Annotated in this window: 20 protein-coding genes and 1 pseudogene; 11 read left to right on the forward strand and 10 right to left on the reverse strand. The window is 70.8% G+C overall.

The window, feature by feature from the left end; all coding sequences use genetic code 11:
• Positions 1 to 29: 29 nt before the first annotated feature.
• Complete coding sequence (locus ACIP8W_RS13305; protein ID WP_401954314.1) at positions 30 to 509, forward strand: hypothetical protein; 480 nt, start codon at positions 30 to 32, stop codon at positions 507 to 509.
• A gap of 156 nt (positions 510 to 665) precedes the next feature.
• Here the strand turns inward: ACIP8W_RS13305 and ACIP8W_RS13310 are convergent, their stop codons facing one another.
• Positions 666 to 2,261, reverse strand: coding sequence for a DUF1996 domain-containing protein (locus ACIP8W_RS13310; RefSeq protein WP_402202989.1), 1,596 nt, complete (start codon positions 2,259 to 2,261; stop codon positions 666 to 668).
• A 661-nt stretch (positions 2,262 to 2,922) separates the two neighbouring features.
• Here ACIP8W_RS13310 and ACIP8W_RS13315 point away from each other — a divergent pair.
• The gene (locus ACIP8W_RS13315; RefSeq protein WP_401954309.1) at positions 2,923 to 3,588 is read left to right on the forward strand and encodes a hypothetical protein; all 666 of its coding nucleotides are present in this window, start codon (positions 2,923 to 2,925) and stop codon (positions 3,586 to 3,588) included.
• Between the two features lie 57 nt (positions 3,589 to 3,645).
• Positions 3,646 to 5,157 carry a PepSY-associated TM helix domain-containing protein gene (locus ACIP8W_RS13320; RefSeq protein WP_402202990.1) on the forward strand — a complete coding sequence of 504 codons (1,512 nt, stop codon included), beginning with the start codon at positions 3,646 to 3,648 and terminating at the stop codon, positions 5,155 to 5,157.
• A gap of 90 nt (positions 5,158 to 5,247) precedes the next feature.
• Here the strand turns inward: ACIP8W_RS13320 and ACIP8W_RS13325 are convergent, their stop codons facing one another.
• Both ACIP8W_RS13325 and glnII read right to left on the reverse strand, forming a co-directional pair.
• A complete protein-coding gene (locus ACIP8W_RS13325) occupies positions 5,248 to 5,883 on the reverse strand; it encodes a winged helix-turn-helix domain-containing protein (RefSeq protein WP_402202991.1) in 636 nt (211 codons plus the stop codon).
• 465 nt (positions 5,884 to 6,348) lie between these two features.
• Entirely contained in the window at positions 6,349 to 7,368 is a 1,020-nt protein-coding gene (glnII, locus tag ACIP8W_RS13330) for a glutamine synthetase (protein ID WP_401954302.1), read from the reverse strand.
• A 172-nt stretch (positions 7,369 to 7,540) separates the two neighbouring features.
• On the opposite strand from glnII, the gene ACIP8W_RS13335 reads away from it, so the two are divergent.
• Positions 7,541 to 8,476, forward strand: a complete 936-nt coding sequence (locus ACIP8W_RS13335; protein WP_402202992.1) for a Gfo/Idh/MocA family protein — start codon at positions 7,541 to 7,543, stop codon at positions 8,474 to 8,476.
• 73 nt (positions 8,477 to 8,549) lie between these two features.
• On the opposite strand, the gene ACIP8W_RS13340 is transcribed toward ACIP8W_RS13335, so the two are convergent.
• A complete protein-coding gene (locus ACIP8W_RS13340; protein ID WP_402202993.1) occupies positions 8,550 to 8,936 on the reverse strand; it encodes a hypothetical protein in 387 nt (128 codons plus the stop codon).
• Positions 8,937 to 9,060: 124 nt separating this feature from the next.
• On the opposite strand from ACIP8W_RS13340, the pseudogene ACIP8W_RS13345 reads away from it, so the two are divergent.
• Positions 9,061 to 9,411, forward strand: a pseudogene (locus ACIP8W_RS13345) (carboxymuconolactone decarboxylase family protein); the annotation flags it as partial.
• A 150-nt stretch (positions 9,412 to 9,561) separates the two neighbouring features.
• On the opposite strand, the gene ACIP8W_RS13350 reads toward ACIP8W_RS13345, so the two are convergent.
• Positions 9,562 to 9,936 carry an arsenate reductase family protein gene (locus ACIP8W_RS13350; protein WP_401954294.1) on the reverse strand — a complete coding sequence of 125 codons (375 nt, stop codon included), beginning with the start codon at positions 9,934 to 9,936 and terminating at the stop codon, positions 9,562 to 9,564.
• 130 nt (positions 9,937 to 10,066) lie between these two features.
• Here ACIP8W_RS13350 and ACIP8W_RS13355 point away from each other — a divergent pair, with 130 nt between their 5' ends.
• On the forward strand, positions 10,067 to 10,411 hold the full coding sequence (locus tag ACIP8W_RS13355) for a hypothetical protein (protein WP_401954291.1): 345 nt from the start codon (positions 10,067 to 10,069) through the stop codon (positions 10,409 to 10,411).
• A 73-nt stretch (positions 10,412 to 10,484) separates the two neighbouring features.
• Here the strand turns inward: ACIP8W_RS13355 and ACIP8W_RS13360 are convergent, their stop codons facing one another.
• Together ACIP8W_RS13360 and ACIP8W_RS13365 are read right to left on the reverse strand one after the other, a co-directional pair.
• Entirely contained in the window at positions 10,485 to 11,030 is a 546-nt protein-coding gene (locus tag ACIP8W_RS13360; protein ID WP_402202994.1) for a GNAT family N-acetyltransferase, read from the reverse strand.
• Positions 11,027 to 11,251 carry a hypothetical protein gene (locus ACIP8W_RS13365; protein WP_401954286.1) on the reverse strand — a complete coding sequence of 75 codons (225 nt, stop codon included), beginning with the start codon at positions 11,249 to 11,251 and terminating at the stop codon, positions 11,027 to 11,029. The genes ACIP8W_RS13360 and ACIP8W_RS13365 overlap by 4 nt, the downstream gene beginning before the upstream one ends.
• Positions 11,252 to 11,483: 232 nt before the next feature.
• On the opposite strand from ACIP8W_RS13365, the gene ACIP8W_RS13370 reads away from it, so the two are divergent.
• The 3 genes from ACIP8W_RS13370 to crcB are packed head-to-tail and all read left to right on the forward strand — an operon-like array spanning position 11,484 to position 12,645.
• Positions 11,484 to 11,912 carry a fluoride efflux transporter FluC gene (locus ACIP8W_RS13370; RefSeq protein WP_401954284.1) on the forward strand — a complete coding sequence of 143 codons (429 nt, stop codon included), beginning with the start codon at positions 11,484 to 11,486 and terminating at the stop codon, positions 11,910 to 11,912.
• Positions 11,909 to 12,274, forward strand: coding sequence for a DUF190 domain-containing protein (locus ACIP8W_RS13375; RefSeq protein WP_401954281.1), 366 nt, complete (start codon positions 11,909 to 11,911; stop codon positions 12,272 to 12,274). Before ACIP8W_RS13370 ends, ACIP8W_RS13375 begins: the two co-directional genes overlap by 4 nt.
• Positions 12,271 to 12,645: a fluoride efflux transporter CrcB gene (crcB, locus tag ACIP8W_RS13380; protein WP_402151263.1), complete on the forward strand. Its 375-nt coding sequence runs from the start codon at positions 12,271 to 12,273 to the stop codon at positions 12,643 to 12,645. Before ACIP8W_RS13375 ends, crcB begins: the two co-directional genes overlap by 4 nt.
• Positions 12,646 to 12,652: 7 nt before the next feature.
• On the opposite strand, the gene ACIP8W_RS13385 is transcribed toward crcB, so the two are convergent.
• Positions 12,653 to 13,933, reverse strand: a complete 1,281-nt coding sequence (locus ACIP8W_RS13385; protein ID WP_402202995.1) for a phosphopyruvate hydratase — start codon at positions 13,931 to 13,933, stop codon at positions 12,653 to 12,655.
• Between the two features lie 417 nt (positions 13,934 to 14,350).
• On the opposite strand from ACIP8W_RS13385, the gene ACIP8W_RS13390 reads away from it, so the two are divergent.
• Positions 14,351 to 15,241, forward strand: a complete 891-nt coding sequence (locus tag ACIP8W_RS13390) for a nitroreductase/quinone reductase family protein (RefSeq protein WP_401954273.1) — start codon at positions 14,351 to 14,353, stop codon at positions 15,239 to 15,241.
• Between the two features lie 126 nt (positions 15,242 to 15,367).
• Here the strand turns inward: ACIP8W_RS13390 and glnA are convergent, their stop codons facing one another.
• Complete coding sequence (gene glnA / locus ACIP8W_RS13395) at positions 15,368 to 16,777, reverse strand: type I glutamate--ammonia ligase (RefSeq protein WP_401954270.1); 1,410 nt, start codon at positions 16,775 to 16,777, stop codon at positions 15,368 to 15,370.
• Between the two features lie 221 nt (positions 16,778 to 16,998).
• Here glnA and ACIP8W_RS13400 point away from each other — a divergent pair, with 221 nt between their 5' ends.
• Positions 16,999 to 17,466, forward strand: coding sequence for an RDD family protein (locus ACIP8W_RS13400; protein ID WP_401954268.1), 468 nt, complete (start codon positions 16,999 to 17,001; stop codon positions 17,464 to 17,466).
• A gap of 116 nt (positions 17,467 to 17,582) precedes the next feature.
• Here the strand turns inward: ACIP8W_RS13400 and ACIP8W_RS13405 are convergent, their stop codons facing one another.
• Positions 17,583 to 18,281: a DUF4191 domain-containing protein gene (locus ACIP8W_RS13405; RefSeq protein WP_401954266.1), complete on the reverse strand. Its 699-nt coding sequence runs from the start codon at positions 18,279 to 18,281 to the stop codon at positions 17,583 to 17,585.
• Positions 18,282 to 18,291 lie beyond the last annotated feature (10 nt).

An 18,291-nucleotide genomic window follows, 5' to 3' on the forward strand; every position in this document is an offset into this window, starting at 1 on the left:
ACGGCGTGTGGAGGGGGGACGATGGTGTCATGCGTACGGAACGATCCCTAGTGGTAATTGCAGCCCTGAGCATGGCCCTCATCACGGGCTGTGGCGCGAACGAGGAAAAGGCCCCCGAGGTGCCGAAGACGGCGACCGGGAGCCTTGAGAAGATCGCGAAGCAGGCGAAGTGCGATGCGCATGTCAGCATCGAAGCGGAAGACCTCCGGCAGGGCAACTGCACGACGGACGAAGGCAAATGGGTCCTGGCGACCTTCGCCACCGACCGCGGTCTGCGCGAGTGGATCAACGAGGCCAAGGACTACGGCGGTTCGTATCTCGTCGGCCGGAAGTGGGTCGCGGTCGGCGACGAGAAGCTCATACAGACGCTGCGCGGCCGCCTCGGCGGGACCGTGGAGACCGGTACGTCCCACCACTCCTCGGGGGAGGGCTCCTCGGAGGGAAGCTCCTCGGGAGGCAGTGGCGATATGGGGAAGGACGGGGGTCACTCGGGTCACGACATGGGCTGACCGCGCAGCGTGGGTGGGGGAGAGGGGCTCCCACCCACGCGAGGCGGGTGGGAGTTGGGGGCCCCTCTGTTGTGCTGTGTCGCTGTTGTGCTGTGCTGTTACGCGATTCCGCTACGGGACCCGGTTACGAGTGTGTTCCCGTGACGGGGCGGAGCGTCAGGCGTTGTTGTTGCACTTACGGCCCTCGTTGATGCAGCTGACCAGGCCGTTCATCAGGTTCTCGTCGAAGACGTTGATGAAGTCACCGTGGTCGGTGACCGGCTTGTGCAGCTGCTCCGGGAAGGAGTCCACCGCGAAGCCCGGGCCCGGGGGCACGTTGTAGACGACGCGCTGCTGGAGCTGCGGAATGGCCTGGAAGCCGTTGGCGCAGTTGCCCTGAGCGTCGGCGAACGCCACGTGCGTACGGTGGTTGGCGCTGTCGATGTTCTGACCGTCCCAGCAGCTCTGGAACTTGAAGGTACGGACGACCTGGCTGCCCTGCGGGCAGATCGGGTACTTGTCCTTCAGCTGACGGTTCTCGAACCCGGTGCAGCTCCACGACGCGTTGGCGTTGGCGTTGCCGTTGACGAACGCCTTGGCGTCACCCGTGATGATGCGCAGCAGTCGCGGCATGGCCGTGACCTTCGACTTCGGGTTGCCCACGAAGGTGTTGGTCACCTGGGTCGGCGTCTGGATCTTGCCGACGTTGCCCTCGATGCCACCGCCGGGCTTGTTGGCGTCGGCCTCGGCCCCAGCGTTCTGGAGGCGGAGGACCGGCCAGAAGTACGAGGACTTGTCGCCCTGGTTCTGGCAGCTGGTCTGACCGGCGGCGAGGCTCTCGTCAGTGGCGAAGGCGTCGTTGTTCTGGTTGCCGATGTAGTCGTGGAAGTGGTGCGCGCCATTGCTCACACCGGCGGCCACGATCACATTGTCCGGGTTGAAGATCCCGTTTTCATTGACACCGCAGTCGCTGCTGAAGCTGCCCCTCGAGCCGTTACGGCCGTTGCGGACCTTCTGGACGTTGGGCTGGACGGTCGTGATGTCGACGAAGTCGGAGGCATCGGGGCCGTTACCGCCCTGAACGCCGCCCTGACCGCCACCCTGGCCACCATTCTGACCCTGGTTCTGGCCGCCGTTCTGACCGTTGCCGTTGTTGTTGCCGTTGCCCTGGCCGCCGTTGTTGCCCTGGTTCTGGCCGCCATTGTTGTTCTGACCGTTGCCCTGGCCATTGCCCTGGCCCTGGCCCTGGCCCTGACCGTTGCCCTGGCCCTGGCCGCCGTTGTTGCCCTGGCCCGCGGTGGGGCTGTTGTCGGCCTTCAGGGTGCAGGCGGCCAAGGACTCCAGGCCCTGCGGACGGGCGCCGGTCCGGCCGACCGCGATGGCGATCCGGTCGATCGTGGCGACCCGCTTGTCCTTCAGCGGGTTGATGATCGCGTTGTTGGCGAACCCGGCGTCACGCTCGATCGCGGACTTCGAGTCGGCGAACCGCTTGTACGCCTCCGTGATCTGGTTGTCCAGCAGGGCGAGGTTACGGTCGACCTCGGGGCGCGCCGCCTCCGGGACGTTGGCCAACTGCGCAGCGTTGGCCACATCCGGGCAGCTGATCGTCGACAGTGACTGCACGACGGCCTTGGTCTGCGGCGAGTTCTTCGCCTCACCCGCAGACGCGTAGACGTTCGCAGCCACCAACCCGCCCCCGCCCAGGAGCAAGGCAGCCCCGGCGGCGATCGCCCGGTTTGCCGTTGTGGAGCGTTTTCTCGATGTACGTGCCATGGAACTAACTCCTCAAGCTTCGTTGCCGGTTACAGGAAAATCGCGGCAGGGGGAGAAGCGAAGCGCTCCGTCCCATACGGGGTTGGCCCATGGGGTGTTCAGTGCCTTCGAGAATTCATAGAAATCTACATCCGCAAACCGGTCGTATACGCCCCAAGCGGCCTGTGTCGACGCGCTGTTCGCGGTCGGGCCGTCGGGTCGTCGGGCGGTCCGGGAGTCGCTCGGGCGGTCCGGGAGTCGCTCGGGGTCTCTCGGGGTGGTCGGGGATCGCTCGGGGGCCGATGGAGAGGCGCCGCCTCCGCGGCCGGCCGCCCCGCCGACTCCGTACCGTTCGGAATGCCGGATGCCGGATGCCGGATGCCGGATGCCGGATGCCGGATGCGGGATGCGGGATGCCGGATGCCGAATGCCGGATGCCGAATGCCGTCGGAGCGTCGGAAGCCTCATGGCGGGGAACGCGCCCCGCCCGCTCCGTACCGCCCGGAAGGTCGGCGGGGGCCGGAATCCGCTGCCGGGGGAGTGTCGGAGGGAGGCCCGGGAGAACTCCCGGGTGCCGGGGAGCTGCCGTACACCCGTCCGGGATGGCAGCATGTGCAGAACCATGACAGACGCCCGGTCACCCATACGCGCCCTGCGCGCTGCCGTCTTTGCGGCGATATGTGTGACTTTGGCCGCGCTCGGGCACGCGTTCACGACCCGGGGGACCACCGGGCCTCTCGCCTTCGTCCCCACCGGGCACGAGATCCCGCCCGGGGCGCTGTGGACGGCGTTCGCGGTCACCGCGGGCGCCGCCTGGCTGGTGTGCGGACGCCGCAGGGGCGCCCGCTCCATCGGCGCGGGAGTGCTCGCCGCCCAGGGCGGGCTGCATCTGCTCTTCTCCGGTGCGCTGCCCCTGCCGTACGGACTGTCGTCGCCCATGGCCCCGCACGCGGGCATGGACATGGACCCGGCGCCCATGGACGCCGCAGAGGCGATGGGTGGCACGGCGGACCCCGCCGCGCTGGCCGCCGCCCTCGACCTCTCGGCCGGGATGGTCGCCGCCCACCTCGTCGTCGCCGCCGTCTGCGCGCTCTGGCTGGCCCGGGGCGAAGCGGCGCTCTTCCGGCTCGCGCACGCGGCGCTGGCCCTGGCCTTCGCCCCGCTCCGGTTGCTCCTGGCCACAGCCCGGCCGCCCGCCGCGCCCCGGCTGATCCGGGCCGCCCCCGGCGCCCGCGCGGCCCACCGCTGCCACGGCGTCGTCCTCGCGCACGCCCTGCTCCGCCGCGGGCCGCCCGCGCTCCGTGTCCCTCGCGCCACAGCCCCGGGAGCCGCCGCCACGACCGTCTGAACCGGCCGCAGGCCCTGGGGCCCTCTCCCCATGCCGAACGCCGAACCGAGGACAGCCATGGCCATTGACGACCCCCTGCAGGGGACCGGCGGAGATTCCACAGCGGACGCCGCCGAAACCACGGGCAGCGAATCCGGCAGCGCGCCGGCGGGCAGCGAATCCGGCGGCGCGCCCGCGCCCGCCCCCTCCCTCGGGAGCGCCCTGCGCCCCCTCCTCCTGCGGCTCCACTTCTACGCCGGGCTGCTGATAGCCCCGCTCCTGCTGGTGGCCGCCGCCAGCGGGTTTCTCTACGCCCTCTCGTACCAGGCGGAGAACGTCCTCTACCGCCACGAGCTGCGCGCCCCCGTCGGCGACCGGGTGCTCCCGCTCTCCGACCAGCTCGGGGCGGCCCGCGAGGCCCACCCCGAGTCCACCATCACCTCCGTACGCCTCCCCGACGAGGAAGGCGCCACCACCCGCGTCCTGATGAGCGCCCCCGGCCTGGGCGAGTCCAAGTCCCTGGCCGTCTTCGTCGACCCGTACACGGCGGAGGTACGGGGCGACCTGGTCAGCTACGGAAGCTCGGGCGCGCTGCCGCTGCGCACCTGGCTCTCCGAGTTCCACCGCAATCTCCAGCTGGGCGAGCCCGGCCGTATCTACAGCGAGCTCGCCGCCAGCTGGCTCTGGGTGGTCGCCCTCGGCGGGCTGCTGCTCTGGACCGGGCGCAGGCGCGCTTCCCGGCGCGCGCTGTTCGTGCCCGAGCGGGGTGCCACCGGCCGCCGCCGGACGCTCTCCCTGCACGGCTCCCTGGGGCTGTGGGCGGTCACCGGGCTCGTCCTGCTCTCCGCGACCGGTCTGACCTGGTCGAAGTACGCGGGCGAGAACATCACCTCCATCAAGGACCAGCTCGGCAGCGCGACCCCCACGGTGTCCGCCGCACTGGAACCCGGCACCGACACCGGTGGATCCGGCGGCCACGAGGAGCACACCGGCGGTTCCGGCGGGCATGACATGAACCACATGGAGGGCATGAAGGGCATGGACGTCGGCGTCGACCTGGCCGTGGTCGCCGCCCGGCAGGCCGGTCTCGACGGGCCGATCGCGGTGACCCTCCCGACCGAGGGCAGCGGCTATGTCATCGCGCAGACCGACAAGCAGTTCCCGGTACGTCTCGACGCGGTCGCCGTCGACCCCGCCACCGGCAAGGTCATCGACGAACTGCGCTTCGCCGACCACCCCGTGCTCGCCCAGCTCACCCGGATCGGCATCGACGCCCACTCCGGGCTCTTCCTCGGGCTCTTCAACCAGCTCGCGCTCGCGCTGCTCGCCCTCTCCCTGATCCTGCTCATCGTCTGGGGCTACCGGATGTGGTGGCTGCGCCGTCCCACCAAGGAGCGGCGGATGAGCGCGGGCCGGCCGATGCCGCGCGGCGCCTGGCGGAAGGTGCCGCTGCCCTGGCTGCTGCCGCTGGCGGCGGTCACGGCGCTGGTCGGCTGGTTCCTGCCGCTGCTGGGCATCAGCCTGCTGGCGTTCCTGCTCCTGGACGGGGCGCTGGGGCTGCTGGCGCGGGTGAAGGCCGCGCGCGCCTGACCCCCGCATCCATGCGCATATCCGCACAACACGGTCCCGCGCCGCGGCTGTTGACAGCCGGGGCGCGGGACCGTGGGTCAACCGGGCTGCTCAGGGGGTGTACTTGTACCCGACCCGCCGCACGGTCTGGATCGTCTGGCGGTGCTGCTTCCCCAACTTCCGGCGCAGTCGCGCCACATGGACGTCGACGGTCCGGCCGTCGCCCACATGTCCGTAGCCCCAGACCGTGGTCACCAGCTGGTCGCGGGTGTGCACCCGGTGTGGATGGGCCACCAGATGGGCGAGCAGCTCGAATTCGAGGTACGTGAGATCCAGCTGCCGCCCGTCCACGACGGCGGTCCGCTGGACATTGTCGACCAACACCGCGCCACCGCCCGTCTCCTGACGGTCCGTCGGATCGGGGTGGGGATTCTGGTGCGGATTCGAGTTCGGGTCCGGACTCTGATACGGCGTGGACGCGGCCAGCACAGCGGCGTGCTGGTCGGCCGGTACGAGCACCAAGTAGCCGACCATCGGCGGCTGTCCCGGCAGAGAGGGCAGGGTGTGCTGGGGCGCGGGCAGCCACGTCGCGCCCGGCCAGGGGAAGTCGACGACCTGTCCGATGGCGAAACCGGCCGGGCCGGCGGCCGGAGCCGTCTCGTCACGGTCGACGGCACGGAGCCGGTGACGGCCGGGGGAGGGGGAGGCGCCGGCGGTGGGTGCGGAGAGGGAAAGGGAGTTCGCCATGGGGGGTCAGCTCTTTCGCGCGAAGGAGTCGTCGAGAGTCGTCGAGTCGGCAGAACGGGACGGACGTACTTCTGCGCGGCGGCCGAAGGCCTGAAGAAGGCTTTAGAGGGCCGACGCGTTCCTCGCGCGGCAACACACCCGGTCGAAGTCGTGATGCTGCCGGGACGGCCAGAACGGCTCCAGGTCGCTGGGACCTGTCGCGGTGTGCTGGAAGCTGGCCATGGACTCATTGAAGCAGATGGGGCGGTGATGTAGTACGGCTCTTTCACCAGTCGATACGAATGGCCGGTACGGACCCCCGTACGCGGAGGGGGCCGACCGTACGCGAAGGGTTCTGTACGCGGAGCCGTACGCGGAAGGCCGTACGCGAAAGAGGGCGACCGCTGTGACGCGGGCGCCCTCTGCGCGTACCCCTGCCGGCCGGACCGGTGTCCGGCCAGGCTCTGCCCTGTGGATCCGAGCGGATCAGACCTGTCCGGCCTTCTCCAGCGCCGTGCAGCAGGTGTCGACGATGAGCCGTGTCACCACGTACGGGTCGACGTTGGCGTTCGGGCGGCGGTCCTCGATGTAGCCCTTGCCGTCCTGCTCGACCTGCCACGGGATACGGACCGAGGCGCCGCGGTTCGAGACGCCGTAGCTGTACTCGTTCCAGGGGGCGGTCTCGTGCAGCCCGGTCAGCCGGTCGTCGATGCCCGCGCCGTAGTTCTTGACGTGGTCGAGCGGCTTCGAGCCCTCGCCCAGCGACTCGCAGGCGGTGATGATCGCGTCGTACCCCTCGCGCATCGCCTTGGTCGAGAAGTTGGTGTGCGCGCCCGCGCCGTTCCAGTCGCCCTTCACCGGCTTCGGGTCCAGCGTCGCGGAGACGCCGAAGTCCTCGGCGGTGCGGTAGAGCAGCCAGCGGGCGATCCACAGCTGGTCGGCGACGACCAGCGGGGAGAGCGGGCCGACCTGGAACTCCCACTGGCCCGGCATGACCTCGGCGTTGATGCCGGAGATGCCGAGACCGGCCTTGAGGCAGTTGTCGAGGTGCGCCTCGACGACATCACGGCCGAAGATCTCGTCCGCGCCGACACCGCAGTAGTAGCCGCCCTGCGCGGCCGGGAAGCCGCCCTCGGGGAAGCCGAGCGGACGGGCGCCCTTGAAGAAGGTGTACTCCTGCTCGATGCCGAAGATCGGCTCCTGCGCCGTGAACCTCTCCGCCACCTCGGTCAGCAGCGCACGGGTGTTGGACTCGTGCGGCGTCAGGTCGATGTTCAGGACCTCGCACAGGACGAGGATGTCGTCCCCGCCACGGATCGGGTCGGGACAGGAGAAGACCGGCTTCAGCACCCGGTCGGAGGCGTGACCCTCGGCCTGGTTGGTGCTCGACCCGTCGAAGCCCCAGATCGGCAGCGCGGCGCCGTCTTCAAGGATCTTGGTCTTCGAGCGCAGCTTCGCGGTCGGCTCGGTACCGTCGATCCAGATGTACTCAGCCTTGAAGGTCACGGGGCCTCATCCTTTGCGGGTGCAGCAGGTTTGGCCCGTAGCCTCGCAATATGTGATTTCCCGGCCGTTGCCCCTCTGTGAACCACGTGTTACCCGGGTTGGCCGGAAAACTACTTTTTCCCGTGCTCCCGAGCTATCCCGCACACGGCCCCGACCCGGCACACTGGCCGTCATGAGCAAGACACGTATCGCACTCCTCGGCACCGGTCCCTGGGCGGAACACACCCACGCCCCGGCCATCGCCGCCCATTCCGGCATCGAGTTCAGCGGTATCTGGGGACGGCGGCCCGAGCCGGCCGCCGCGCTCGCCGCCGCTCACGGCACCACCGCGTACGCGGGCGAGGCGGATCTCGACGCGCTCTTCGCCGTGAGCGACGCCGTCGCGTTCGCGCTGCCGCCCGATATCCAGGCTCCGTTGGCGGTCCGCGCGGCGGCTGCGGGCTGCCATCTGATCATGGACAAACCGGTCGCGACGACCGTGGCCGACGCCCGCGCGGTGGCGGACGCGGCGGCTGCGGCCGGGGTCGCGTCGGTGGTCTTCTGCACGCTCAGGTTCGCGGCGGACACCGCGGTCTGGATCGACGAACAGGCCGCGAAGGGTGGCTGGTTCACGGCGCACGCGTACTGGCTGGGTGGCCTGTTCGCCCCCGGGCGGACCAGCCCGTTCGCGGATTCCCCCTGGCGCCGGGAGAAGGGTGGACTGTGGGACGTCGGCCCCCACGCCCTGTCCGCGCTCATCCCGCTGCTCGGCGATGTGACGGAGGTGACGGCCGTACGGAGCGAGCCCGACCTCACCCATCTCGTGCTGCGACACGTGTCCGGGGCGGCCAGCACCGCGGCCCTGAGTCTGAGCGCGCCGCACGCGAGCGCGGGCACCGGCCTCGAACTGCGCGGCGAACACGGCACGGCCCAGCTCCCGGAGGGCTGGGGCGACCCGGTCGCGTCGTTCGGCACGGCGATCGACGCGCTGCTGGAATCCGTACGTACGGGAGAGCCGCACCCCTGCGACGTACGGTTCGGGCTGCGGCTGACGGAGATCCTCGCGGAGGCGGAGGCGGAGGCGGAGGCGGAGGCCCGGACGGCGCCGCGGCCGAAGCCGGCGGGGTAGGGCAGGGCGAGGCCGGGGTGGCGCGGGGAGATCCGGGGGCCCGGTTGGCGCCCGGGGGAGGTCCCGGCGGACGTCAGCGGACGCGCTGGACCAGTCCGTTCCGCTCCACCGCCCCGGCCCGATCGGGCTGCTCGATCCGGCTGGTCCGGCCCGCCCGGTCGGCCCGCTCGATGACGTCGCCGCGGTCGGCCGCGGCGGTGGCCGTCACCGTGGTCACCGTGCCGGCACCGGCCACCACGAGCGTGGTCCCGTGGACACTCCCGGTGCCGGTGCCGGTGCCGGTGCCGGTGCCGGAGATCGTGGCGGGGGCGGTGGATCCGGCGGCCGGTCCCGGCCCGTCGTGGACCGTGACCGCCTGTCCGGTGCCGGCCGTCGCCATCGCCGTACCACCGGTCAGCGCGGCGGCGCCGATGAGCAGGGCGAGTTTCTTCAGACTGCCGAGGGATGTGCCGCGGGACATGGGGGGCTCCTGTTCCCGGCCGTGAAGGGGGGCGGCCGGTGGGGGCATGCGCCGTTACATACGTGTGACCAAGCCGTCCGACTCAACCGCCCCGGTGCCAGCCGGGCGGCAGCGCCCGGCACCGCTGGTGGAGCTGGTCCAGATCCCGGTCCTCGCAGCTCAACCACTGCGCCTACTGCCTGCACCCGCACACCTCCGGCGCGCGGCGGCGGCCGAGAGCGAGGAACGCCTCCGCATGACGGCCACCCGGCGGGAGGCGCGGCGCTTCTTCACGGAGAAGGAACAGACGGCCCTCGCGCGGACGGAAGCCGTCACGCTCATCGCCGACGGCGGAGTCCCCGACGAGGTGTTCGGCCGGGCCGCTGCCCACTTCGGCGAGGAGGAACTGGCCCGGCTGCTGGGGCTGATCCTCGCGATCGACACCTGGAACGCATCGCCGCCGGCCACCGGCAAGATCGCGGGCGCGGACGAACGCCGCTGGCGGCCGGGGCGCGGGCGCGGACGAACGCCGCTGGCGGCCGGGGCGCGGGCGCGGACGAACGCCGCTGGCGGCCGGGGCGCGGGCGCGGACGAACGCTGCTGACGGTCGGGGCGGGGGCGCGGACGAACGCCGCTGGGACCGGGCTCAGGTGGCGGAGGGTGACCGGCCGAGGGCGTCGCGTACCGCCTCGTCGGTGCGCGCCACCACGGCCGTGCCGTCGTCCGCCGTGATGATCGGCCGCTGGATCAGCCTCGGATGCGCCGCGAGCACGGCGATCCAGCGGTCCCGCGCCCCGGCGTCCCGGGCCCACGCCCCGACCCCCAGTTCCTTCGCGGCGGGCTCCTGGGTCCGGGTGATGTCCCAGGGCTCAAGTCCGAGCCTGCCCAGCACGGCCCGGATCTCGTCCTCGGAGGGCACATCCTCCAGATAGCGGCGAACGGTGTACGAGGCCCCCTCCTCGTCGAGCAGCGTCAACGCGCCACGGCACTTGGAACACGCGGGATTGATCCAGATCTCCATCCCCCGACCGTACCTCCGGACACTCGCCGAACCCCCGGTAAATGGGCTCTGGCCAGGGGCGATTGTCAGTGGTGGGCAGTAAAATAGAGGGAGTTAGTGAGGGTCCAACCACCGTGCCGGGAGGTCGCCGATGGCCGTTGCCACCATCACAACGAAGTCCGTGAAATCCGCGTCCGTGAAATCCACGAAAACCATCAAGACAGTCAGAACAGCCAAGACAGTCCACCCCGCCGAGCGGGTGCGGGCAGTGTCGCCGCTCAAGCGCCGGCCGCTCCCGCCGGGCCTGCCCCGCGAGTGGTACGAGACGCACAACCGCCGCCTGAAGGCGATGCGTCTGGCCATCGCCCTGCTGGACGCGGGTGTGTATCTGCCGGAGAAGGCGAGCAACCGGAGGATACGGAGCACGGCGGCCCGGATCGGGATCCACCCGCCGTCCAACACCACCTGCCGCATGGTGCGCGCCCTGATCGGCTAGCCCGGACAGGACAGGACAGGCAGGACGGTCGGCCCCGGTCCCCGTGGAGGGACCGGGGCCGACCGGCATGGCATCAGGTCTGCCGGTGCCACCGCACCTCGCCGTCGTGCCACTCCTCCGTGGGCTCCAGCCCGAGGGACCTGGCGACGGCGGCCGAGGCCCGATGGTCCGGGTGGATATGGGCGCGCAGGGCCCGTATCCCCCGGCCCTCCAGCCACCCCACCAGCCCCCACGCGGCCTCCTTGGCGATCCCGCGCCCCTGCCACTCGGTCCCCACCACCCAGGCGACCTCGGCGACGAGCCGGCCGTCGCCCCTCCTCGGGGCGATCGTCGCCTGGACATAACCGACGAGGCGCGGTCTCCGCTCCGGTCTCCGCCCCGGATTCCGCCGCGGATCCTCCTCCCGGAGGGCGATCACCCAGTTGCACCAGGAGATGGCCGGGACGGTCGAGCCCGCGACCATCCGGGCGTACCGGGACCGCAGCTCCTCCACCGTCGAGGGCTTCCCGCCGATGAAGGTGTGCGGCCCGGGATCGGCCAGGACGGCCGCCATCTCCTCGGCGTGGTCGACCCGGAGCGGCACCAGCGTCAGCCGTTCGGTGACCAGCGGCTCGGTCACCGGGGCTCTCCGCCGGGGCCGGTCGCGACGGCGTGCAGCCGCCCCCGCTCGACCGCGAAGCGCGGCAGCGGTATCCCGAGCCGCTCCTCCACCAGCGCACGGACCCGCTCCTCCCCGGCGGCGGGGGAGCCGAGCCACTCCCGCGGCCCCCGCGCGTCGGGGGAGCAGGACCGGTCCGCGCTCCATGGCTCAAGGAACGGACGCCAGTCGCAGGTCTTCATGCGGTCATGGTGCCAGCGACCACTGACAACGGGTCTCCGCCGACCGCCCCACCAGCGGCTCCACCGGTTGGCCGACCCGGCGGACCCGGGGCTAACCTGTTCGTACGGCGGCCCGCGCGGGCGGCCGTACGGCGGTGGGGCCCGCCGTACCCGAACCGCGGCATCCGCCGCCAACGGTCCCTACTTGCGAGGAAGCGCGCCCCGAGCCGGGCGCCCTGCGAGTAGGAGAGAGATGCCCGAGCAAGCGAGGCGAACCGGCCGGACCGACCAGTGGCGTGTTCTCGCCGTGGTCGCCCTCGGCGGCGCGATCGGCGCGAGCGCCCGTTACGGCGCCGCCCTCCTGTGGCCCACCGCGGACGGCGGCTTCCCCTGGACGACGCTGGGCGTGAACGCGGTCGGATGCGCGGTGATCGGCGTGTTCATGGTGGTCCTCACCGACCTGTGGCGGGCGCATCCCCTGGTGCGGCCGTTCTTCGGCACGGGGGTCCTCGGCGGGTTCACCACGTTCTCGTCGTACGCGCTGGACATCCAGCGACTGGTGACCGGCGGCCGGGTCCGTACGGGACTGGCCTATCTGGGACTGACCCTGATCGCGGCCCTCGCCGCGGTAGGGAGTGCGGTGTGGCTGACACGCCGCGTACTGGCGTGGAGGCAGGCATGACCAGGCTGACGGGTACCGCGTTGCGCGTGACGATCTTCGTCGGGGAGACCGATCTGTGGCACCACAGACCCGTCTACACGGAGATCGTGCACCGCGCCCACCGGGCCGGCCTCGCGGGCGCGAGCGTCTTCCGGGGGATCGAGGGCTTCGGCGCGTCGTCACTGATCCACACCCAGCGGCTGCTGTCGCTGAGCGAGGACCTGCCGGTGGCGGTCGTGATCGTGGACACCGAGGAGCAGGTACGGGCGTTCCTGCCGCAGCTCGACGAACTGGTCACCGAGGGGCTGGTGATCCTGGACGGCTGCGAGGTGATCCGGTACGTGGGACGTGGTGCCGAGGGCGGCCGGGGGGAGGCGGGATGAACTGGCTGCTGGTGATCCTCGGCGCGTCGGTCGGCGCCCCGCTGCGCTATCTCACCGACCGGTCGGTCCAGCGCAGGCACGACTCCGTCTTCCCCTGGGGGACGTTCACCGTCAACGTGGTGGGCTGTCTGATCCTGGGGCTGCTCACCGGCGCGATCTCGGCGGGCGCGGCGGGCTCGGGGGCGCGGCTGCTGCTGGGGACGGGGCTGTGCGGCGCGTTGACGACGTACTCCACCTTCAGTTACGAGACGCTGCGGCTGGCCGAGGACGGCGCGAAGCTCTACGCGGTGGTCAACGTGGTCGCGAGCGTGGCGGCGGGGTTGGGGGCGGTCTTCCTGGGGGTGACGCTGGCGGGCGTCCTGTGGACGTGACCGCTCGTCAAGAGGTGGGTACCGCCAGGCCGAAGGGCAGTTCGGGGCGGCCGTCGGCGATTTCGAGGAGCCGGTTGTACTTGGCGACATGCTCACCGCGGGCCGGTGCGCCCGACTTGAGCCGGCCGCAGCCCGCGCCGACGACGAGGTCGGCGATGAACGTGTCGTCGGTCTCGCCCGCGTGGCAGGAGACCATCTGGGTGTAACCGGCGCCCCGGCAGACCCCGATGGCGGCCAGGGTCTCCGTGACGGTGCCGATCCGGTTCACCTTGATCAGCGCGGAGTTCCCGACGCCCCGCCCGATCGCCTCCGCGATGGTCGCCGGACGGGTGGCGAACAGGTCGTCGCCCACGAGCTGGACGCGGTCGCCCAGCCGTGCGGTCAGCCGCTCCCAGCCCGCCCAGTCGTCCTCGCCGAGAGCGTCCTCGATGGACCGCACGGGGAAGCGGCCGATGATCTCCTCGTACCGGTCGATGAGCTGGTCGGTGGTCAGTTCCTCGCCCGCGACGCGATACCGGTCGTCCGGCGTACGGAAGCCGTTCGCGGCGGGGGCCAGCGCGAGCGCCACACCGTCGAGGCCGGGGGTGTATCCGGTGTCCGTGATGGCGGCCATCAGCTCCCGCAGCACCTCCTCGGGGCGGTCGGCGGCGGGCGCGAAACCGCCCTCGTCGCCCAGCCCGGTGCTGCGCCCGGCCGCGGCGAGCCGGGCCGCCAGCCGCTCGTGGATCTCGGCGCCCGCGCGCACGGCGTCCGACAGACCGGGGGCGCCGACGGGGGCGACCATGAACTCCCGGAAACCGGGACCGGGTCCCCCGGGTTCCGTACCGCCTCCCAGAACGGTGAAGTGCGGCACCGGCAGCAGCGGGTCCGCGCCGACCATGGCGGCGATGTGCTGCCACGGCTCCCGGTCGTACTGCGCGGCCTCCGTACGGGCCGCGGCGAGCGAGACCCCGATGATCGCGTTCGCGCCCAGCCGGGACTTGTCGGGCGTGCCGTCCATATCGATCAGGGCGCCGTCCAGCTCTTCGAGCGAGGAGAAGCGCTGCCCGGTCAGGGTCTGCGCGATCCGGCCGTTGACATGGGCGACGGCCCGCCGCACCCCCTGCCCGCCGTAACGCTCCTCGTCCCCGTCGCGCAGCTCGACGGCCTCGCCCGCCCCACCGGCCGTTCCGGACGGTACGTCGACCCGTACCCGCAGCCCGCTGTCGGCCTCCAGGGTGACGGCGAGGGTCGGCCGGGCCCGGGAATCGAGGATCTCGAAGGCGTGCAGGCGCGCGATGGACAGCATGGCGGCCTCCTTCACACGATGGACCGATCCGACCATGTACGCGGCCCGGCCGCAGCCCGTGAGGCCATTCGGGCGTACCGGGGCCGGTCGGCCGCTCTCGTTGACAGAGCGGAGTGGGGTCGGCTGTAATGGGCCCGTGTACGTGGTACCGGCCACAGAGCAGTGGGCAGGCCGGTGACCGGGCGGCACCTTTTATCCGAGGGACGATGCCATGAGTTCATACTCCGCACCTCGCGTCTGACGCACCCGACGTAAGCGCCGCAGCCCGCGCACGTCGCCCCTCGCGCACCTCTCGTACGTCCCCGACGGCGCCCCGCGCCACAGCTCTGCGGACGGCTGGGTGTCCCCTCCCCGACGAGTCCCGACGAGGGCTCGTGCGCGCTCGGCACCACCCTTTATCCGGAGATTTCACACCGTATGCCCATGTCTTTCAACCAGTCCGTCATCGAGGAGTTCCGGGCCAACGGCGGAAAGGTCGGCGGCCCCTTCGAGGGTGGCGACCTCCTGCTGCTGACCTCCACCGGAGCGAAATCGGGAGCGGAGCACACCGTCCCGCTCGGTTACGTCCGCGCCGACGGCCACCTCCTGACCGTGGCGTCGGCGGGCGGCTCGCCGCACCACCCCGCCTGGTACCACAATGTGCTCGCCCACCCCATGGTGCGCGTCGAGATCGGCACCGACACCTTCGGCGCCATCGCCGTCCCCGCCGAGGGCGCCCGCCGCGACCAGCTCTTCGAGCGGGTCGTACGGGTCGCGCCCGGGTACGCCGACTACCAGACGCGGACCACCCGCACCCTGCCCGTCGTGGTCCTGGAGCGCTCCGGACCCGAGGACACCCCGGAGAACCGCCGCGAGGTCACCACCCTCGCCGGCAAACTCGTCGAGGTCCACACCTGGCTCCGCGCCCAGCTCGGCCACGTCCGCGCCGAGACCGACGCCCACCTCGCCGCCGCGACCCCCGGCACACCGCCCGCCCTCGGCCTCCAGATCCGCCAGCACTGCCTGGCCTTCTGCGACTCCCTGACCTTCCACCACACCGGCGAGGACGCCCACGTCTTCCCGTCCCTGGCCGCCCACCACCCCCACCTCCGCGACGCGCTGACCCGCCTGGCCGAGGAACACCGCACCGTCGCGCGCCTCAAGGGAGACCTCCTGGCGCTCCTGGACGCCCTTCCCACCACCGATCCCGATCACTTCCGTACCGAACTCGCCCGCCTCTCCACAGCGCTGACGGCCCACCTCGACTACGAGGAGGAAACCCTCATCCCGGCCCTGTCCGAAATCCCCTACCCCCCGCCGCGCCCGTAGCCGAGAGCGCCCCGGACATCCGCTGGTCGTAAGGACACCGGAAACGCGCGAGTCCCCGCCCTCGTTGCCGGGGGCGGGGACTCGCGATGCCGGAGAGTCCAGGGCGACGGGCGCCCTGCGCACTTCCTAGATGTCGAAGTACAGCTCGAACTCGTGCGGGTGCGGGCGCAGCTGGATGGGGGCGATTTCCTTGGTGCGCTTGTAGTCGATCCAGGTCTCGATCAGGTCGGACGTGAAGACGCCGCCGACCTGGAGGTACTCGTTGTCCTCCTCCAGCGCGGTCAGGACCGCCGGGAGGGAGGTCGGGACCTGGGGGACGCTCGCGTGCTCCTCGGGGGCCAGCTCGTAGAGGTCCTTGTCGATGGGCTCGGCCGGCTCGATCTTGTTCTTGATGCCGTCGAGGCCCGCGAGGAGGAGCGCGGAGAAGGCGAGGTACGGGTTCGAGGACGGGTCCGGGGCGCGGAACTCGACGCGCTTGGCCTTCGGGTTGGAGCCCGTGATCGGGATGCGCATCGCGGCGGAGCGGTTGCGCTGGGAGTAGACCATGTTGACCGGGGCCTCGAAGCCGGGGACCAGGCGGTGGTACGAGTTCACCGTCGGGTTGGTGAAGGCCAGCAGCGACGGGGCGTGCTTGAGGATGCCGCCGATGTAGTAGCGGGCGGTGTCCGAGAGGCCCGCGTAGCCCTGCTCGTCGTAGAAGAGCGGGACGCCGCCCTGCCACAGCGACTGGTGGACGTGCATACCGGAGCCGTTGTCACCGAAGATCGGCTTGGGCATGAAGGTCGCGGTCTTGCCGTTGCGCCAGGCGACGTTCTTCACGATGTACTTGAAGAGCATCAGGTCGTCGGCCGCGGCGAGCAGCGTGTTGAACTTGTAGTTGATCTCGGCCTGGCCGGCGGTGCCGACCTCGTGGTGCTGGCGCTCGACCTGGAGGCCGGAAGCCTCCAGCTCCAGGGAGATCTCGGCGCGCAGGTCCGCGAAGTGGTCGACCGGCGGGGTCGGGAAGTACCCGCCCTTGTAACGGACCTTGTAGCCGCGGTTGTCCTCGGTGGAGCCCGTGTTCCAGGCGCCGGCCTCGGAGTCGATGTGGTAGAAGCCCTCGTTGGCGGCGGTGTTGAAACGCACGCTGTCGAAGACGTAGAACTCGGCCTCGGGGCCGAAGTACGCGGTGTCCGCGATGCCGGTGGAGGCGAGGTACGCCTCGGCCTTCTTGGCGATGTTGCGCGGGTCGCGGCTGTACTGCTCGCCCGTGATCGGGTCGTGGATGAAGAAGTTGATGTTCACGGTCTTGTCGCGGCGGAAGGGGTCGACCCTGGCGGTCGAGAGGTCCGCGCGCAGCGCCATGTCCGACTCGTGGATGGCCTGGAAACCACGGATGGACGAGCCGTCGAAGGCCAGCTCCTCGTCCGGGTCGAACGCCTTCGCCGGGATTGTGAAGTGCTGCATCACGCCCGGAAGGTCACAGAAGCGGACGTCGACGAACTTCACGTCCTCATCCGCGATGTACTTCTTGACGTCGTCGGCGTTCTGGAACATCCAGCTCCTCCTCCTCCCGTCCCGGGCAGGGGCGGGGGTTATCGGTCGTGCGGCCAGTGCGGTGGCACACGCTGGACCCGACCATAGGTTTCCGGGATTTCTCCAGCATGACCCATTTGTTTCGTTGAAGTTAACCAGCCATGGCCCGCCCCGGCGCCCCGTGGGACTCTCCCGTACCCCCCGTTCCCGGCGGCCGGGAGGGCGCGCAGTACCGTGGACGGGTGGATAACAGGCAAGCAATCGGATCCTGGCTCTCCGGGCCGCGCGCGGCCGCCGAGCAGATGGGTGTCGACTTCGGCTACCGGGGTGAACGGCTGGGTCTGCCGGAGCACGGACCCGGCTCCGTCGCCCCGCTCGGACGGCGTTTCGGGGCTCTGTTCACCGACTGGGCGCTCTGCATGCTGATCGCATACGGACTGCTGGCGCAGGGTGACCGGCAGGCTTCGGGCAACTGGGCGCTCGGCGTTCTGTTCGTCCTGAGCGTACTCACCGTCGGTACGGTCGGCTTCACCCCCGGCAAGCGACTGTTCGGCCTGCGGGTCATCGCCGAGAGCGGCGCGCGGATCGGTCCGGGCCGTGCCCTCGTCCGCAGCGCGCTGCTCTGCCTGGCCATCCCGGCCCTGGTCTGGGACCGCGACGGACGTGGACTCCACGACCGGCTGGCCCGCGCCGTACAGGTGCGGATCTGAGGAACGTATCTCCAGGGCGTCGGTACGTCGGTAAGTCGCCGGTACGTAGAGAGGGCGGTCCGGAACTTCGCGTTCCGGACCGCCCTCTTCGCGTATATGTCGCCGATACGAAAGCGTCAGCGCATCTTTCCGCCGCGCGGCATCCGCATCCCCTTGGGCATGGGCCCCTTGGGCAGTGGCATATTGCTCATCAGGTCCCCCATCGCCCGCAGCCGGTCGTTGGCGGCCGTCACCTGCGGGCCCGCCAGCACCCTGGGGAGCTTCAGCATGGTCGTGCGGACCTTCTTCAGCGGGACCTGGCCCTCGCCGTCGCCGACGATGATGTCGTGCACCGGCACATCCACGACGATGCGCGCCATCCGCTTCTTCTCCGCCGCGAGCAGGCCCTTCACCCGGTTCGGGTTGCCCTCGCCGACCAGCACGATGCCCGCCTTGCCGACGGCCCGGTGGACGACGTCCTGGCTGCGGTTCATCGCCACCGCGGGGGTGGTGGTCCAGCCTCGGCCCACGTTCTCCAGGACGGCCGCGGCAGCGCCGGGCCGGCCCTCCATCTGCCCGAACGCGGCACGCTCGGCGCGGCGGCCGAAAACGATCGCCATCGCGAGGAACGCCAGGATGAATCCCAGAATGCCCAGATAGATCGGGTGGTTGATCAAGAAACCGATCGCGAGGAAGACACCGAAGGTGACGATTCCCACGCCCGCGAGGACAAGACCGACCTTTGAGTCGGCTTTCCGGGTCATCTTGTAGGTAAGGGCGATCTGCTTCAGTCGCCCCGGGTTCGCAGCAGTGTCTGCGTTTTCCTTCCTCGCCATACCCAGAAGT

Source organism: Streptomyces sp. NPDC088554 (assembly GCF_044752945.1).
GTDB lineage: Bacteria > Actinomycetota > Actinomycetes > Streptomycetales > Streptomycetaceae > Streptomyces.

What these genes read in the sequence shown, in the direction of transcription:
- ACIP8W_RS13305 (WP_401954314.1), top strand. Translation starts at nt 30, where the DNA reads ATGCGTACGGAACGATCCCTAGTGGTAATTGCAGCCCTGAGCATGGCC.
- ACIP8W_RS13310 (WP_402202989.1), bottom strand. Translation starts at nt 2,261, where the DNA reads ATGGCACGTACATCGAGAAAACGCTCCACAACGGCAAACCGGGCGATC.
- ACIP8W_RS13320 (WP_402202990.1), top strand. Translation starts at nt 3,646, where the DNA reads ATGGCCATTGACGACCCCCTGCAGGGGACCGGCGGAGATTCCACAGCG.
- ACIP8W_RS13325 (WP_402202991.1), bottom strand. Translation starts at nt 5,883, where the DNA reads ATGGCGAACTCCCTTTCCCTCTCCGCACCCACCGCCGGCGCCTCCCCC.
- ACIP8W_RS13335 (WP_402202992.1), top strand. Translation starts at nt 7,541, where the DNA reads ATGAGCAAGACACGTATCGCACTCCTCGGCACCGGTCCCTGGGCGGAA.
- ACIP8W_RS13340 (WP_402202993.1), bottom strand. Translation starts at nt 8,936, where the DNA reads ATGTCCCGCGGCACATCCCTCGGCAGTCTGAAGAAACTCGCCCTGCTC.
- ACIP8W_RS13350 (WP_401954294.1), bottom strand. Translation starts at nt 9,936, where the DNA reads ATGGAGATCTGGATCAATCCCGCGTGTTCCAAGTGCCGTGGCGCGTTG.
- ACIP8W_RS13355 (WP_401954291.1), top strand. Translation starts at nt 10,067, where the DNA reads ATGGCCGTTGCCACCATCACAACGAAGTCCGTGAAATCCGCGTCCGTG.
- ACIP8W_RS13365 (WP_401954286.1), bottom strand. Translation starts at nt 11,251, where the DNA reads ATGAAGACCTGCGACTGGCGTCCGTTCCTTGAGCCATGGAGCGCGGAC.
- ACIP8W_RS13370 (WP_401954284.1), top strand. Translation starts at nt 11,484, where the DNA reads ATGCCCGAGCAAGCGAGGCGAACCGGCCGGACCGACCAGTGGCGTGTT.
- ACIP8W_RS13375 (WP_401954281.1), top strand. Translation starts at nt 11,909, where the DNA reads ATGACCAGGCTGACGGGTACCGCGTTGCGCGTGACGATCTTCGTCGGG.
- crcB (WP_402151263.1), top strand. Translation starts at nt 12,271, where the DNA reads ATGAACTGGCTGCTGGTGATCCTCGGCGCGTCGGTCGGCGCCCCGCTG.
- ACIP8W_RS13385 (WP_402202995.1), bottom strand. Translation starts at nt 13,933, where the DNA reads ATGCTGTCCATCGCGCGCCTGCACGCCTTCGAGATCCTCGATTCCCGG.
- ACIP8W_RS13390 (WP_401954273.1), top strand. Translation starts at nt 14,351, where the DNA reads ATGCCCATGTCTTTCAACCAGTCCGTCATCGAGGAGTTCCGGGCCAAC.
- glnA (WP_401954270.1), bottom strand. Translation starts at nt 16,777, where the DNA reads ATGTTCCAGAACGCCGACGACGTCAAGAAGTACATCGCGGATGAGGAC.
- ACIP8W_RS13405 (WP_401954266.1), bottom strand. Translation starts at nt 18,281, where the DNA reads ATGGCGAGGAAGGAAAACGCAGACACTGCTGCGAACCCGGGGCGACTG.